The organism is Psychrobacter sp. Pi2-52 (assembly GCF_904846705.1).
Classification (GTDB): Bacteria; Pseudomonadota; Gammaproteobacteria; order Pseudomonadales; family Moraxellaceae; genus Psychrobacter.
Window position 1 is genome coordinate 45,223 of sequence record NZ_CAJHBS010000014.1, and the last position, 16,545, is coordinate 61,767.

At 42.0% G+C, this 16,545-nt stretch carries 15 protein-coding genes; 6 read left to right on the top strand and 9 right to left on the bottom strand.

The window, feature by feature from the left end:
* Positions 1 to 111: 111 nt before the first annotated feature.
* From JMY00_RS08805 to JMY00_RS08825, 5 genes are all read right to left on the bottom strand, one after another.
* Complete coding sequence (locus JMY00_RS08805; protein ID WP_201579892.1) at positions 112 to 741, bottom strand: glutathione S-transferase; 630 nt, start codon at positions 739 to 741, stop codon at positions 112 to 114.
* A gap of 4 nt (positions 742 to 745) precedes the next feature.
* The gene (locus JMY00_RS08810) at positions 746 to 1,423 is read right to left on the bottom strand and encodes a type 1 glutamine amidotransferase domain-containing protein (protein WP_201579893.1); all 678 of its coding nucleotides are present in this window, start codon (positions 1,421 to 1,423) and stop codon (positions 746 to 748) included.
* Positions 1,424 to 1,662: 239 nt separating this feature from the next.
* On the bottom strand, positions 1,663 to 2,712 hold the full coding sequence (locus tag JMY00_RS08815; protein WP_201579894.1) for an NADP-dependent oxidoreductase: 1,050 nt from the start codon (positions 2,710 to 2,712) through the stop codon (positions 1,663 to 1,665).
* A gap of 169 nt (positions 2,713 to 2,881) precedes the next feature.
* Positions 2,882 to 4,093, bottom strand: coding sequence for an iron-containing alcohol dehydrogenase (locus tag JMY00_RS08820; protein ID WP_201579895.1), 1,212 nt, complete (start codon positions 4,091 to 4,093; stop codon positions 2,882 to 2,884).
* 369 nt (positions 4,094 to 4,462) lie between these two features.
* Positions 4,463 to 5,062 (bottom strand): TetR/AcrR family transcriptional regulator, encoded by a 600-nt coding sequence (locus JMY00_RS08825; RefSeq protein WP_201579896.1) that lies wholly within the window; start codon positions 5,060 to 5,062, stop codon positions 4,463 to 4,465.
* A 428-nt stretch (positions 5,063 to 5,490) separates the two neighbouring features.
* Here JMY00_RS08825 and JMY00_RS08830 point away from each other — a divergent pair, with 428 nt between their 5' ends.
* Positions 5,491 to 6,969, top strand: a complete 1,479-nt coding sequence (locus JMY00_RS08830; RefSeq protein ID WP_201579897.1) for an aldehyde dehydrogenase family protein — start codon at positions 5,491 to 5,493, stop codon at positions 6,967 to 6,969.
* 114 nt (positions 6,970 to 7,083) lie between these two features.
* Here the strand turns inward: JMY00_RS08830 and JMY00_RS08835 are convergent, their stop codons facing one another.
* Positions 7,084 to 7,332: a hypothetical protein gene (locus JMY00_RS08835; protein WP_201579898.1), complete on the bottom strand. Its 249-nt coding sequence runs from the start codon at positions 7,330 to 7,332 to the stop codon at positions 7,084 to 7,086.
* Positions 7,333 to 7,545: 213 nt separating this feature from the next.
* On the opposite strand from JMY00_RS08835, the gene JMY00_RS08840 reads away from it, so the two are divergent.
* The 4 genes from JMY00_RS08840 to JMY00_RS08855 all read left to right on the top strand — a co-directional run bounded on the left by JMY00_RS08840 (position 7,546) and on the right by JMY00_RS08855 (position 11,693).
* Positions 7,546 to 8,928 carry a DASH family cryptochrome gene (locus JMY00_RS08840; RefSeq protein ID WP_201579899.1) on the top strand — a complete coding sequence of 461 codons (1,383 nt, stop codon included), beginning with the start codon at positions 7,546 to 7,548 and terminating at the stop codon, positions 8,926 to 8,928.
* 69 nt (positions 8,929 to 8,997) lie between these two features.
* Positions 8,998 to 9,435 carry a DUF3429 domain-containing protein gene (locus JMY00_RS08845; RefSeq protein WP_201579900.1) on the top strand — a complete coding sequence of 146 codons (438 nt, stop codon included), beginning with the start codon at positions 8,998 to 9,000 and terminating at the stop codon, positions 9,433 to 9,435.
* A 209-nt stretch (positions 9,436 to 9,644) separates the two neighbouring features.
* Positions 9,645 to 10,892, top strand: coding sequence for an NnrS family protein (locus JMY00_RS08850; RefSeq protein ID WP_201579901.1), 1,248 nt, complete (start codon positions 9,645 to 9,647; stop codon positions 10,890 to 10,892).
* A 285-nt stretch (positions 10,893 to 11,177) separates the two neighbouring features.
* Positions 11,178 to 11,693 (top strand): Rrf2 family transcriptional regulator, encoded by a 516-nt coding sequence (locus tag JMY00_RS08855; protein ID WP_201579902.1) that lies wholly within the window; start codon positions 11,178 to 11,180, stop codon positions 11,691 to 11,693.
* A 125-nt stretch (positions 11,694 to 11,818) separates the two neighbouring features.
* On the opposite strand, the gene JMY00_RS08860 is transcribed toward JMY00_RS08855, so the two are convergent.
* The 3 genes from JMY00_RS08860 to JMY00_RS08870 form a co-directional block, all read right to left on the bottom strand.
* The gene (locus tag JMY00_RS08860) at positions 11,819 to 12,565 is read right to left on the bottom strand and encodes a hypothetical protein (protein WP_201579903.1); all 747 of its coding nucleotides are present in this window, start codon (positions 12,563 to 12,565) and stop codon (positions 11,819 to 11,821) included.
* A 132-nt stretch (positions 12,566 to 12,697) separates the two neighbouring features.
* Positions 12,698 to 13,444, bottom strand: coding sequence for a hypothetical protein (locus JMY00_RS08865; protein ID WP_201579904.1), 747 nt, complete (start codon positions 13,442 to 13,444; stop codon positions 12,698 to 12,700).
* A gap of 310 nt (positions 13,445 to 13,754) precedes the next feature.
* The gene (locus tag JMY00_RS08870) at positions 13,755 to 14,687 is read right to left on the bottom strand and encodes a dienelactone hydrolase family protein (protein ID WP_201579905.1); all 933 of its coding nucleotides are present in this window, start codon (positions 14,685 to 14,687) and stop codon (positions 13,755 to 13,757) included.
* 572 nt (positions 14,688 to 15,259) lie between these two features.
* Here JMY00_RS08870 and JMY00_RS08875 point away from each other — a divergent pair.
* Complete coding sequence (locus JMY00_RS08875; RefSeq protein WP_277350417.1) at positions 15,260 to 16,414, top strand: MFS transporter; 1,155 nt, start codon at positions 15,260 to 15,262, stop codon at positions 16,412 to 16,414.
* Positions 16,415 to 16,545: the final 131 nt, after the last annotated feature.

The following is a 16,545-nucleotide window of genomic DNA, read 5'->3' on the forward strand; positions in this document are numbered from 1 at the left end:
TGCTATACGCATAAAAAACAGCTCTATACAGAGCTGTTTTTGTGTATCAAAAAATTGGTCAGTCAATAATAGTATTTTGGCTAATACCGAGGTATCAATTAATACTAAGTACTAAATCGATTCATCATATTTTGCTTCTAGCTGCATCGCACGCTGATAGCTATCAAGACTGGCCAGCTTTTCAGCATACTGTTTGATATGCGGATAAGCATCAAGTTTCTGACGCTTAGCAAGAATAATCAAATCGAATGACAGCATAAAGTCGGCACCGCTCAGTTTATCACCTACAATAAACGACTTACCTTCAACTGAGGCATCCAGATACTTAAACAGTCTGGTTTTTTCTGTCTCGATGTAGCCGTTTAAAAACTCATTGTCATCGATGCCTGCTTTGTTAGTAAATAATTCAAGCATTAATGGCAACATGAGCGAGCTTTCTGCAAAATCAATCCACTGTAGATAATACCCATAGTCCGAGCTGTCTGTCGCAGGACGTAGACGCTCGGGCGCAAATCGCTCAATCAGTAACTCAGTAATGGCCCCTGATTCAGCATAAATTTGGCCGTCCATCTCGATAACTGGAGATTTACCGAGTGGGTGAACTGCCTTCAGGGAATCTGGTGCCAAATGAGTCTTGGCATCGCGCTGATGACTGACCACTTCATAAGGCACGCCTAGCTCTTCTAAGAGCCAAAGCGTACGCAACGAACGTGACTGATTAAGGTGATGTAAGCGAATCATGATATTAACCTTTGAGCTTGTTGATCAAACGCGTAGCCGCTTCTTCTGAAGATGCTGGGTTTTGACCAGTGATCAATAAACCATCTTCCACGACAAATGATTCCCAATCAGCCGCTTTTTCGTAGTTGCCACCATTGGCTTTCAATGCGTCTTCTACTAGGAAGGGTACTACGTCTGTTAGGCCAACTGCGTCTTCTTCAGAGTTAGTAAAACCAGTCACTGTCTTGCCTTTTACTAAGTACTCGCCATCGACTTTAACGTTTTTAAGCGCTGCAGGAGAATGACAAACAAAAGCAACAGGCTTGTCTTGCTTAACAAAAGTCTCGATCAGATTGATAGAGTTTTTATCTACTGCCAAATCCCACAATGGGCCATGACCACCAGGGTAGAATACTGAATCGAAATCTTCAGCGTTCATATCAGCAAGTTTTTTGGTATTAGCCAAATGTTCTTGCGCGTCTTTATCGTCTTTAAAACGAGTGGTATCTTTGGTTTGCGTGTCTTCTGTGTCACTACTAGGATCTAGTGGTGGCTGGCCGCCAGCTGGAGAAGCTAGAGTTACATTTACGCCAGCGTCAAGAAATGCGTAGTAAGGAGCAGCAAATTCTTCTAGCCAAAAGCCAGTTTTCTTACCAGTATCGCCTAAACGGTCATGAGAAGTTAGTACCATTAAAATGTTCATAATTATCCTTGTTTATTATTTATGTGTTAGTAACTATATAGCCGACAGTCATAAGTTTTACGTTACATCATTAGCCATTTTTACCTAATTAGCCTAAATGCAAATAATGACTGTTAGCATTATTCCTGCTTTGTAAGCAACTTTCAGTAGTGATATTAGCAATTTATGTTGTTAAGTAGTTATTCATAACGATTGCTAACTATCAGTAGCTGCTTAACTACTCAATGTTTAACCAGTAACTACTTAACGTCAGATACTTTGATTACGGTTTTACCAAAGTTATCACCGTTTAACATACTGACAAATGCATCTGGGGCATTATCTAGACCGTCAGTAATGTGCTCTTTGGTTTTTACTTCGCCTGACTCTACCCATTTGCTCATGGTTTCTAAGAACTCTGGGAAGTGGTCGCCGTACTCTTCAAAGATAATGAAACCTCTGACAGTTAGGCGTTGGCTTAAGATAAGACCCATCAACATACCTAGGCGATCTTTGCCATCCGGTAAATCAGTTGCGTTATACTGCGATACCAGACCACATACTGGAATACGTGCGTGGTCGTTAAGTAATGGCATTACCGCATCAAATACTTTACCGCCAACGTTTTCATAGTAGATGTCGATACCATCTGGACATGCTGCTTTTAATTGTTCAGCGAAGTCGTCAGCTTTGTGATCGATACAGATATCAAAGCCAAGCTCATTGACTGCAAAGTCGCATTTCTCTTTGCCGCCTGCCACACCGACAGTGCGCAGACCATATTGATTACCCACTTGACCGACAGTGGCACCGACGGGTCCAGTTGCTGCTGCCACAACTAAAGTTTCGCCTTTTTGTGGTTTACCGATATCAGTCAGACCCATGTAACCGGTGAACCCTGGCATACCTAACACACCTAAACCATAAGAAGGGTTAGACATGTTTTTGTCTAGTTTGAGTACGCCTTCGCCATCACTGACACTGTAGTCCTGCCAGCCCGAGTTTGATACGACTAAGTCGCCTACTGCGAAGTTATCGATATTTGACTCGACCACTTGCGCTACGGTACCACCCATGATGACGTCACCGACTTCTAACGGGTCTGCGTAGCTCTTGGCATCGCTCATACGCCCACGCATGTATGGATCTAGTGATAGATATACAGTGCGTAATAACATCTCGTTATCGTTTGGCGTTGGGATGTCGCTGGTTGTCATGTCAAAGTTGTCAGCGGTTGGTTCGCCGTTCGGGCGGCTGGCAAGTTTGATTTGACGGTTGGTTTGTTGATTCTGCTCTTTATCGAAGCTCATAGTAGGACTCCTTTATATTTATTCATTGTCATTATTATAGAGATATTAGATGTAGTAACTACTCAGCATTGAACTGAATAGCTACTATAAATAGCATAACGATATGTAGTTATTGTTACTGTCGCGATTTTTCTTATAATTCTTCTGACAGTTCTTGCTATAGCGCTTACTAAGACGCTTTGCTAGTCACAGCACGCTGCAAGATACGACGTGATACTTCTAGGTCGTTAGTACCATGTTCACCAAGCTTAACCATGTTATGCACTTCAAGCTGCTTGATAATTGGATCAATCGCTGATTCCGTCAAGTCAACGTCTTCTAGGCTAACTGGCAAGCCAAGCTCGCGGAAGAAGTTTTCAGTGTAGACAATAGCCGTTTCGATGATGGCATCGTCATCTAGGTTAGTATCGGTAATGTTCCATACGTTACGTGCATACTGAAGCAGTTTTTCTTTCTTGCTTTCTTTTAGCTCACGCATGACTGATGGCAATACGATGGTTAGCGTACGTGCATGATCGATAGCGTGTAGTGACGTCAGCTCATGACCAACCATATGAGTTGTCCAGTCTTGTGGCACACCAGTACCGATCAGACCGTTCAATGCCATGGTCGCTGTCCACATAATGTTCTTACGTGTTTCTAGGTTTTCTGGATCTTGCTTAACAACTAGACCTTCATCAATAAGGATTTTAAGCAGGCTTTCAGCGAAGGCATCTTGGACTTTAGCGTTTACTGGGTAAGTTAGGTACTGTTCCATTACGTGAACAAATGCATCAGCCACACCATTCATAACCTGACGCTCAGGCAAGGTAAGTGTTTTGATTGGATCTAGAATTGAGAATTTAGGGAAGGCCAATGGGTTACCAAACGGTAATTTTGCTTGACGTTCGCTATAGTTAATGACGCCGCCTGAGTTCATCTCAGAACCTGTGGCTGGGATGGTCAATACAGCACCCAAGTCGACAGCAGAGTCGATATTTTTGCAATAACCAGTTAAGGCATCCCAAGCTTGGTCACGTGAGACAGTGCCGTCTTCTTCAGTCAATGAAGAAACGAGTGCGACAAATTTGCTGCCGTCAATCACAGAACCACCGCCAACTGCTAATAAGAAGTCGATGTTGTGCTCATTAACCATATCAGCGGCTTTAAGTAATGTGGTGAACTCTGGATTGGCTTCAATGCCACCGAATTCAAATACAGTACGGTTACCGCTTGCTGACAAGGCAGTTTTTACTTCGTCTAAAGTACCAGTACGCTGTGCTGAACCACCACCATAAGTAATGAGGACACGCGCATCAGTAGGAACTAGATCTGATAATTGCTCGATTTGACCTTCACCAAAAACGATACGGACTGGGTTGTAATATTGGAAGTTATTCATAAGATTCCTAATTAGTAATAAAAAGTTTTTAATAAAAACGGTTCAATCAAATGGTTTTGACATGGGATATTGTCTGATATCAATCAATGAATGATAAGCAATGCTCGTATAGACATTCATTCTTAATATTTGTGCGCATTGTACACCAATTAGACCAGTCGTCTAGTTATATTTACAAAACTCTCGTATAACTGTTTAAGTCATATGCAGGTGTCTTTAAGAAATTCGTTCAGAAAAGAGAAGGCAATAAAGCACACTGAATACTCAAGCATAGTACTAGCCGCTACTATCTATAAGCGTTATGAATATTCAATGTGCCTTAATGGTTACGTTAGAAATGCAGTTGCTAGAAATCCGAACAGTTGACGATTAGCGTCCCAGTTGGGTCGTGGTCATCTGCCAAATTTCTGCTAAAGGGGTATTGGTTTGGCTAATCTTTGCAATCAAGCTTGCGCCAAGCCATGCAAGATACCAACGCTTGGCCATACTCTCAGCTGAAATATTGTCGAGACGAGGTACCGACCCGTCTGCCCAGCCTGCCTTAATCTGCTCAGCAAGCCACATGGTCGTCTGCTGATAGCCAGTATCAAGTGCCTTACGCATGGTTTCTGACATATCGGCTACCTCTGCGCTGAGCTTCACTACCAAGCATTTTTCATGGTCACAGCCGTTCTGCTGGGTGTCATACCAGTTTTGAAAATAATCATATAGTTTTTGCTGTGCACTGACATCTTGTGCATCGATGACATCCAACCGAGTCTTATATAAACTAAAATAATGATTAATAATTGCTTCACCAAAGGCTTCTTTAGAAGCGAAATAATGGTAAAAAGAACCCTTTGGCACACCTGCTGTATCTAAAATTTGCTTTAGACCAACAGCGGTAAAACCTTTCTTAGCAATTAATTGGTAGCCAGTAGCAAGTAAATGAGCTTTGGTATCTGGGGTAGTTGCGTCTGTATTAGACATAAACAGGATTGTCTCCCTTAGTAGTTGCTTATATTAGCGTATGTATTAGATAGTCAGTTAAAACAGTTAACGTTCATTTGAACGTCACGTTGATGGCGTATTGTAATAGGATATAGTTATATGTGTTACGTTTTATCAACAATATTCACTGACAAAATAGTCTTGTTTTATTAATAGCTATGGTAGCATTAGACCAGTCGTCTATCAAGGTAGGTTTTGTTGTTATCCGTTACCGTTAGTATTTATTGCTAAAGATCATTTTTCATTAGAGCTCTTTTTAATTGATAACTATTGATTGATAGCTCAGTAACGATTTCAGACTTACTTCTTGCCAGATATTTTCTCATTAAGATATCGCCGACTTAATAATTTTATTTTAATAATCGAAAACCAATACTTAACATAACAAATTAAAAATAAGGATGATTATGTCAACCAATACTACGAGTACATATAGTGATTTCCATTTACAGTTCATCGCTGGTGAATGGCAAACCGGTAAAGACGATAGTACCAACACCAATACCAACCCATATAACGGTGATACGCTTGTAGAGATCCAGCAAGCGACCAAAGAACAGTTGAACGAAGCCTATGATGCGGCGACCCAAGCTCAAGAAGCGTGGGCCAAGCAGACACCAGCAGCGCGTGCCGCAGTGTTGTATAAAGTCGTAAATATACTCGATCAGCGCCAAGAAGAAATCGTCGATTGGCTAATCAAAGAGTCGGGCAGTACTCGTATCAAAGCCATGGTCGAGTTCGGTGCAACGCGCGCGATTACCCTTGAAGCAGCGACATTCCCTAACCGTGTCCATGGTGAGATTCGTCCATCGAATACTCCTGGTAAAGAAAACTTCATTTATCGTGAGCCAATCGGCGTTGTCGCTGTTATTAGCCCATGGAACTTCCCACTACATTTAACGCAGCGCTCTATCGCGCCTGCCTTAGCACTTGGTAACGCCGTAGTACTCAAGCCTGCTAGTGATACGCCAGTGACAGGTGGTCTGTTACTTGCAAAAGTGTTTGAAGAAGCAGGTCTTCCAAAAGGTCTATTAAACGTCGTGGTCGGCTCAGGAAGTGAGATAGGCGATGCAATCGTTGAACACAAAGCGCCAAGTCTAGTGTCGTTCACGGGTTCGACCTCTGTGGGCAAACATATCGGTGAGTTGGCAAATGGTGGTGAATACATCAAACAAGTAGCGCTTGAATTGGGCGGTAACAGTCCATTTGTTGTACTAAAAGATGCTGATATCGAGCAAGCCGTAAAAGCGGCTGCCTTTGGTAAATTCTTGCATCAAGGTCAAATCTGTATCGCGATTAACAGAGTCATCGTAGAAGACGAGATATATGATGATTTCGTGGAGCGTTTCTTAGCGCATGTTAAAACATTGAACGTCGGCGACCCTAATAAGCAAGATACCGCTGTTGGCCCAATTATCAACGAAAAACAAGTTAAATCGCTCAAAGAAAAAATCGCTAAAGCGCAGGAAGAAGGCGCAAAAATGATACTCAGTGGCGAGATCGACGGCCAAGTCGTACCGCCGCACATCTTTACCGAAGTGACTCGCGAAATGGATCTATCACGCAATGAAGTGTTTGGACCATTGGTTGGTATCATCCGTGCTAAAGACGAAGACGATGCGCTATCGATTGCCAATGATTCTATGTATGGTCTGTCTAGCGCGGTATTCACTGCTGATATGCAAAAAGGTCTACGTTTCGCTCGGGGTATCAGAGCTGGCATGACCCATATCAATGACATCTCAGTCAATGATGAAAGCAATACGCCATTCGGTGGTGAGAAAAACTCAGGTATTGGTCGCTTCAACGGTGAGTGGGTACTAGAAGAGTTCACTAGAACACATTGGATCTCAATGCAAAATGAGCCACGTGAATATCCGTTCTAATTTTCCTAAAATAGAATGCTAATAGTTAATAAAAAAGACCGCTTTGATAGCGGTCTTTTTTTTGTGTCATTTGGCAACTTGCTGATAATGACGTATTTGAAGTTGGTCAATCTCTTATCTGGCATGAAAACCAAGTAACCCTTCAATCTCTTCCATAGTCATTCGTCTTACCAGTGCTTGTTCTTCTACCGACAGGCGGTTGGTGTGCTCTTTTATCATCGTATGAATACTCCGCGATATCTCAGAGGTAGTCGCGTAATACATTTGAGGCTGATCTTTTGTCAATCTCATCAAAAATCGATTGATAAGTTTACGCTTTTCATCTGATTTATTTTCTTCAGTCGTAGTATTATTTTGAGTCATGGTGTTCTCCTAGAGGTAAGCCATTTAAGCAGTCAGACATATGAGAGTCAACGCTTATAAGTAGTTTCTGGGGCTGAGCGCATTGCCTTACAAGTATTAGGCTCGCATCATAGTTGAATGCTAAGTATGTTTTACATCGTATATGATATTTCAAGATTAAAGACTAAATATTAAAAATAATAGATAAGCGCTAAACAGCCAGAAGGATAGGGTATGTCAAATCAAGCAGCGAACAACTCAGAGAACAGAAATGTCACGTTGGTGCTATTTCACAATGACTTGCGGGTAGCCGACAATGCCACTCTATTAAAAGCATCTGAAATATCTACTAAAGGTAACTTGTTGCTAGTTTATGCGTTATCGTTGACAGATATATTAGACGATAAAGACCATTACGATGCCTATCATTATGAGGCTATGGGGCAAGCTCGTCAGCAGTTTTTGCATGATAGCCTAGCTGATTTAAATGCGTCACTGATACAGCGTGGTAATAGGTTGCTGTATTTACAGAAAGACGATGAAACATTGGACGTCTTTACTCAGTTGAGTGATCTAATAGCGCAGCAACAAGTGACAGATATCTGCATCAGCCAGACGGCAGATTATAATCAAAACAAAGTATATGACCTTCTACAGGCGAAATATCCAGAGATACAGTGGCACATTCAAACAACGGCTACTTTGTTTGACGAGTTACCGCTAGAAAGCTTACCCAAAAGTTTTACGCAGTTTCGTAAACAAATCGAAATTGGTTACGATTTGCTACATGCAGAAAAAGATATAGCCATTTCTCCAACGCCAGAAACACTTGCTCCATTGCTTGACAATATGTTGAGTAGGAACGAGTACTTTTTTGAATTTCAGTGGTCTAATCAGGCAGGGCGTGATAAGCCATCACAGCAGCCATCCAGTTTTAGAGGTGGTGAGTTAAATGGCCTCGAGCACTTAGATGCCTATTTCGATTCCGATGCGCCCAGCACTTATAAAACTACCCGAAACGCGCTAGATGAGTGGGCGCATTCCACAAAGTTCTCCGCATGGCTTGCAAACGGCTCACTGTCTGTAAACACGATATTAAATCGTCTACGTCGCTATGAGCGCGATATTATCGCAAATGACTCTACCTATTGGATATGGTTTGAGCTGCTGTGGCGTGAGTATTTTTATTGGTACGCCGTGACCCACCAGCAAAAGTTATTTTGGTTTAAGGGCATCGCTCAGCACGCACCTTCAACTCAATTGGACGAAAATCTGTTAGCACAATGGAAAAATGGTACAACACAATATCCTATCGTCAACGCATGCATGAACCAATTGAACGCGACAGGTTATATGTCGAATCGTGGACGACAACTGGTTGCCAGTTGCTTTATTCATGAGCTAGGCCTTGATTGGCGTTACGGGGCAGCTTACTTTGAGCAACAACTTATCGACTACGATGTCGGCAGTAATTGGGGCAATTGGCAATATCTGGCAGGCGTGGGTGCTGACCCAAGAGGATGCAGGCAGTTTAATCTCGACAAGCAAACCCAGCAATACGATCCAAATGGTGAGTTTATCCGTCAGTGGCAAGGCAACACTCAAAAGAGTGACTAATGTATGTTGAAAACTCCCACTCAACAAGTGACAACTATTATTAGATTAATTATAAGATAGGTTTAAACAATGAAAAAGCCCAGTCCTTATTTAACTTTTGCAGGTGCTATTCCGTTTGTCGCCTGTGCATTTTTGCTGATGATAGACGTTGTTACCGTGCCTATGCTTGGTTCAGTACTCGATGTATTGAGTGCTTATGGACTAGTGATTGGCTCATTTATGGCAGGTGCGCATTGGGGTAATCATTTAGATTTAGCTGAAGACAATAAGTGGGCAGTTAGGCTTCCATTATATAGCAATGTCATTGCGCTTGGCCTTTGGCTTGGGTTTTTAATCTTATCAGCCAGCAGTTTTATTTGGCTATTAGTGATTGGGTTTATAAGTCTGTTGGTTATTGATTATAGCCTTCATCAAGCGCAGATTATCAGTCACACATATTTTAAAATTAGGCAGTATGTCACGGCGATAGTGGTCATATCGTTAGTCATCGCGGTATTACAGTTGTAAGTGGTATTGACTAAGTCATGTCTAAATAATAGCTAAAGAACAGCCAGCCTGATTTCTCTATTTTTATAATTGGGAAATTTATTTCAGAGATTTCCGCAAGCGTAGCACTTCGATGAGTAAAATATTTGATAGTTAGACTAAAAATTAATAAAGTTCATTTAAAATGAATGTTATAATTAAAGCCATCTATATTCTTTAAGAAGATGGCTATGCAATCTATCAAGTTACCTAGAAAACCACCAAGCTCTCCGCATCCTATCCTTAATTTAAGCTTTCGCATATTTTTTAGTGCTGCTGCGCTATTTGCCGTAGTAACGATGCTGCTATGGGCGTTTGTGTTCACTGGTCACACGGATATCGATGCACAGGTTTTGAACCCGTTATACTGGCACGGCCATGAAATGGTGTATGGTTATGCCCTAGCAGTGGTAGCCGGGTTCTTGCTAACCGCGGTCAAGACATGGACAGGGGTGATGATGCCGCATGGTTATAAATTGCTAGGTATCTTTATCTGTTGGTTGCTGGCACGTCTGAGCTGGTTAGGTTTTGGGCTTGGCATGACGCTCATAGGTGATAGTATCTCGTGGCTATATATAGCAGCCATTTTTGATGTAGTATTTGTCGCCTCGATGGCATATGTAGTATGTCGAGCAGTATGGCAAGTTAAACAATATAAGCAAATGGGTATCTTGGCAAAACTGGCCCTGCTGTTCTTTGGCAACGGACTCTGCTATTGGGGCATTATTAATGCTGATATGAATACAACTAAGATAGGTATTTATCTTGGGTTCTACTTGATTATCGGTTTGGTGCTGACTATTGGCCGCCGCGTAGTACCATTTTTTATCGAACGTGGTCTTAGTATGGGTATAGAAAATTCAGAACCCGTTAAACTACGTAATAGTAATACACAAGATATCGCAAGCTTAGTGTTTTTCTTCGCCTTTTTTATTAGTGATGTATTTTACCCAAATAAATATCTGCTGACGGTTACTGCACTTGGCGTAGCAGTGATTAATATCGTACGTCTGATAGGGTGGTATCATCACGGTATTTGGCAAAAACCATTACTTTGGTCGTTGTATATTGCGTTTTTAGGCATGTGTTTGAGTTTCTTATTGTATGCACTACAGCCTTGGCTCGGTTATCCGCACAGCATCGCTATGCATGGACTGGCGATCGCTGGTGTTGGTATGATGACGTTAGCCATGATGACTAGAGTATCTCTGGGACATACAGGTCGCAGTATTCATCAACCGCCAAAAACGGTAAGCGTTATGTATGGCTTGATGGTCTTAGTATTTATCAGCCGCGTACTACTACCGCTAGTAGATATGAGTCATTACCTAATGTGGATTATGATGGCGCAAAGTGCTTGGATTGTGTGTTTTGTGCTATTTTGCATCAGTTATCTGCCTATGCTGGCACGTCCTCGGCCTGATGGTTTATTTGGTTAAAGCAGGCTAACGATACTGTTTCCAAATGCTATGTCTAAATGTTATTACCAAAAATACGACTTACTTTGTCTAGGGCGTGTCATCAATTAGCACATTGATGCAATTTATAGCCTTAAAATGGCTAAATTTTCGCTAAACTGTGTCAAAGTTCTTGTCAATATGTTCATATTCACTGCGAACTTTTCCTTATTTAGCATCAATTTATCTTATTTTAATGCTCATAATCTAATTGATGACACGCCCTAGCTTAATATATAAAATTTATAAAAATAGGAGCGCAAGTACATGCGACTGACCAACTATAGTGACTACGCGCTACGCTCATTGATCTATTTGGCTGTGAAACCAGATCCATCATTATTGGCTAATATTAGCGATATCGCTGACAGCTATGGTATTTCTAAAAGTCATTTGACCAAGATTATTCATCAGCTGGGCCAACTGGGTTATATCGAAAGTGTGCGCGGCAAAAACGGTGGCATACGATTGGCACGTGCGCCTAAAGATATCAATTTAGGCGTATTGATCAAACAGATAGAGCCTGATTTCAATTTGGTTGAGTGCTTTGCCGTACCAGCGACCCGCAATGATAGCGAGCAGGATGTTCATCAGGCGAATTTGCCAGTGACATTTATTGAGGAAAAAAAGAATAAATCACTAGGCTGCGTGATTAGTCCAGCCTGTCAGCTAAAAAGCGTGTTTTTTGAAGCGCTCACCGCATTTATCAATGTGCTTGAGCGTTATACGTTAGCAGATATTATTAACAATGAAGATGAGTTGGCTACTTTGCTGTTTCGATAATAAGTTTCGATCATCGCATGTTTTATAAAGTTACTGGCTCAAAAAATGGGTCGCTACATTAGTAAATACAGTAATAGCGACCCATTTTTATGTTTAGCAAAGATGTTTGCCTAAGGTGTGAAAAGTTAGGCGTTTTCTAGTTTTGGACGTGCTTTCTTAACGGCTTTCACCAGTGCTTTCTCAAACCCACCTTCTTTGAACTGAACAAGATAAGAATGCGCAGCACAGAAATTGCGTACGTCACGCCATTCATGAGCCAAATTGGTCGCCCAGTCGCAGTATTGCGCGCCAGCGTTCGGCTCGTTTTTCAGGGCTTTTTTGGTCGTAGGATGCAGTATTAGCTCAGGTAATACAGCTTCTAATAGCTTCGTTGGTGGACTCATAAAAGTATCATCTACGTGTAAGCTTTGACTGGCAGGATGATAAGCCAATAAAGAACCTGCATGAATCATCTCATTGGGCGAGATATAATAAATGCCCTCTGATATTGAAAACTTAAGCTCAGGATAGCGTGCAGCGACTGCGTCACTTTCAACCAAGTCATCTGCCCAATCGATTTCTGGTACTTTTTTATGATGACGGCTACTGCCATAAAAGGTGGCTTGCGGGAAGTCTTTGGCCATTTGAGCACAGCTGACTGTATGAAAAGGATGTACGTTCAGCACCGCTTCGACATCTTGACCATTGTTAGTGAGTGCCATGACCTCATCTCGAACATCACCCGTTAGGGCGTAACTGTCCAAAAAGATAAATTTCCCTGATGGTAGTTTGATCAGAGAGCATTGAGTGCCAATGTTTAACACACCACCGAGACGGAATGTTCCGCGTATGTTCCAAAATCCTGCGCCTAAATCATGAATGTGATCAGTCATTTATAATTTTCCTCGTCTAGTTAATTAAATAAAATATGTAAATAAAACGAAGCTACTTTTTCACCGTAAACTTTGTTTTTCGAGTTGTTTTAGTAGTATGTGTTCTAACTCTTTACACCTTTATGTTTGTTTTTATGCCTTCTCAAGCTCAGGGCGAGCCAGATCAATCGCTGATATAAGTGCTGACTCAAATTGACCTTCATCAAATACAACCAATCCTGAGTGGGCACCGCAAAAATGACGACCATCACGCCATTTGTGTGCCAGCTCTACTGCCCAATCACAATAGTGCTTAGCTGCGTTTGGCTCAGCTTTGAGCGCTTTTTTGGTAGTAGGGTGTAAGCCTAGGTTAGGCTGCACGGCATTTATTAACTTGGAAGGGGGTATCTCAAAGGTATCATCGATATAGATGCTTTGGCTAGCAGGATGATAGACCAATAAGGAGCTGGCATGCACCGTCTCGTCAGGTGAGATGTAATGGATGCCTTGAGGTATAGAGAATTTGATTTCAGGGTAGCGCGCAGCAACGGCATCGCTTTCGACCAAGTCGTCTGCCCAATTAACTTCAGGTACTTGTTTCGGATGTCGGCTACTGCCATAGAATGTGGCTTGCGGAAAGTCTTTGGCCATTCGAGCACAGTGTACTGTATGAAACGGATGAACATTGAGGACAGCTTCGACATTTTGACCGTCATTGGTCAATGCCATGACTTGCTGACGCACATCGCCAGTTAATGTATAGCTATCTAAGAATATAAATCGACCTGATGGTAGTCTTATGAGCGCACACTGGACACCAATATCAAGGATACCGTTTTTGATAAATGATCCTCGAATACTCCAGAACCCTGCGCCCAAATCATACATTTCATCAGTCATCAATATTGCTCCTTAATTGTGCATTTATTCAATCATCTTACTTGTTTGTAGCACCCTATAGTCGGTTCAATATAATTTGGATACAAGGAAGGCGAGTGAAAGTACTACAAGTTGTAGACTAAGCGAGCCTGACACCGTATCCAATCTATAAAGGATTGACTATATGATTATTAATTTTTATGGCAGTAAAGTCTGTACTAAAAAAGATAGAAGCAATGTAAATGTGTAAAAATAAAAAAGAGTTGTTATTCAAATGTCATCATTAACAGTGAAAGCTGTTCTTCCTTTCGTAAGTAGATTAAAAAATAGCTTATAAACAGTCTTCGTAATCATAGGCTGAGATACGAGTATCGTCTTTGTAGCTGTCATTGCCACATAAGAATTTATCGAAACGGGTATCACCATTAATATAACGCTGCATCCATGCGATAGCAGGCTTGCTCAATAGCTTTTCGTTAAAACGATGACTGGCACAGAAATGACTGCCGTTGTTAATCTCGACCTTCATTTTTGGACCGTCAGCTTTTTGATAAAAAGTATTGGTATATTTTTTATTCGGGGCGATACGGTCATTTTCACAAGCGATGAATAGAGCAGGCGTATTCATCGCACCATAGCTCGTATCGTGATAGGGCGTTTGTGCAATGATGGCTTGCACCGTACTGCGCTCAGTTGCCAATCGTAGCGCACCGCCGCCGCCCATTGACCAGCCAATCGCGCCCAAACGATTTTGATCTATCATATGACCTACTGTTTCATCAGCGATGAGATGATCGAGAGCCGCGCTCAATTGCTCAGCACGGCTATCTGGGTTATCGTAAATGGAGCTAGTATTAATAGTAATAACGACAAATCCCCAAGAGGCCAAACGCGGTCCCCACCATTTGATAGAAGATTCATAAGACACGTAACCTGGCACTACCGCGATACCACCTAGTAGACCACAGTTAGCAGTATCCGTTGGATAGTGTATGGTACCGCCACCAAAGCCATTGGCTGATTGGCGACTCACGTGCTTGGACTTTACAGAAAACGGACCGTTATCACGTGTTTTTGTGAGCTCAGTAGCAGTGATAGCGTCATCCTTTATACAGTCTACTGACGCTAGTGATTTTGTAGAGTTAAATGTCGGTACGACTGGATTAAGACCTTCAACCCTAGTTTCGGACGCAGTTACTTCTGCTACAGCCATCGTAGAGAAAACCAATGTACTCATCGCGATAATAAGTTTTAAAAGCACCATATTTTTCATCATAGTAAATTGTATTCTAAAAGATTGTGTAGTCGTGCACGTCTCTAGGTTAGAAAAAATAGACGTAGGTAGTGATTGTTAACTGTCACTGTTATCAATCGTTAAAGTAGTTAAATGATTAACAAATGCGTCAACAGCATCTGACCATACTACCCTGTATATGCAATAAACGTAACGTTGATCATGACCTTGTGAGTCGAAAACTGTCTTTACCGTCTTAAGTCGAAATGTGATTCCTAGTCAAGTTTTTCTACGATAATCTCGAACCCAAATAAAGAATCTATCAAGAGGCAATAACACTTTTAAACCTGAGTATATTGATGAATGTGCTACCATAATTGGCTTGTAATTATGATGAACATTTATCGTTTAATAACGGTGCTTTTGCTTATACATTTAGCATAAATCACCTTTATTCCTCTCTACCATCCACGCCAGTGACGGTTATCATTTACAGTCATGGTATAACCAATATAGTCAGATCCCCTGTGAATAATTCTAAAGATCAGATTCAAGATATAACAGCTGTGCCACCAGTCACATCCAATCATTCAACGTCGTGGATATTGAAGCTCACAATTGGCCTGATAGGTATGTTTGCTTTTTTGCAAGTGTATTCTATTCAAGCGGTGCTACCGGTCATGATGGTGGACTTTGCTGCGACCGAAGTACAGGCTGGTATGATCGTTGGTGCCACTGTGTTAGCCATTGCGATTATGTCACCATTTCTAGGCATGCTCTCAGATGCGGTCGGGCGCAAGTCGTTTATCGTTGGCGCTTTATTGTTTTTAGCGATACCAACAGCACTCATTGCCCAGAGCTCGAGCATTGAATGGGTCGGCATTTGGCGCTTCATGCAAGGATTGTCTGTACCAGGTATTACGGTGGTGACGATTGCTTATATCGGTGAGGAGTTTGCGGGCCGGGCGATGACTGAGCTGATGTCCTTTTATGTGTCAGGATGCGTGCTTGGCGGCTTTATGGGTCGGTTCTTGCTTGGGCATTTGCATGAGCTGATTGGCTGGCGTCATGGTTACTATGTGATGACGGCAATGACCTTGCTAGGCGCGATATGGGTCAGCAAGATGCTACCATCGTCTCGTCACTTTGTGGCCAATCCTAATTTTCGCTCAGCGATACAGACGCTGGGTGAGCATGTCACCAATCGCTATGTGGTAACAGCATGTCTGCTTGGCGCTTGCGTGCTGTTCTCCCTTGTAGGCTGCTTCACTTTTATCAATTTACATTTGGCAGATAAGCCTTATGAGCTTGGTACTGGTGCGCTCGCCAATATTTTTGCGGTATATTTGCTTGGTGTTATTATCACGCCATTATCTACGACATTGCTACGACGGTTCGGCTCAGCGCGTACAGTACGGGTAGCTATCGTCGTATCTATGGTTGGATTGTTATTAACTTTGGTCACGCCATTATGGGGGGTGATTATAGGACTGGCTATTATGTCGTCAGGTGTATTTATCACGCAGTCGGCGACCATCAGCTATATCGCGGTCAATGTGAAAAAAGGCCGCTCATTAGCATCGGGTCTATATTATATGGGCTACTATACAGGCGGTACGCTAGGAGCATGGCTGGGTGGCATAGCTTATGCGCGAGGGCAGTGGTCTCTTACCGTATGGTTGTTATTATTTGTGCAGGTACTGGCGTTATTAATAGCCAGTTTTGGAATGATTAAAACCACAGTACGGGTAAAGTGATTGGCTGTATTATGTAGCATAGGTCTGGTCGGCCATCTTATGATACTTAATGTAAGACCGCTTTACACAGCGCCGCTTTTTTCTTACTATCAATAACGATGTTATTATAAAAATTAAAATGGTTAGCGCAG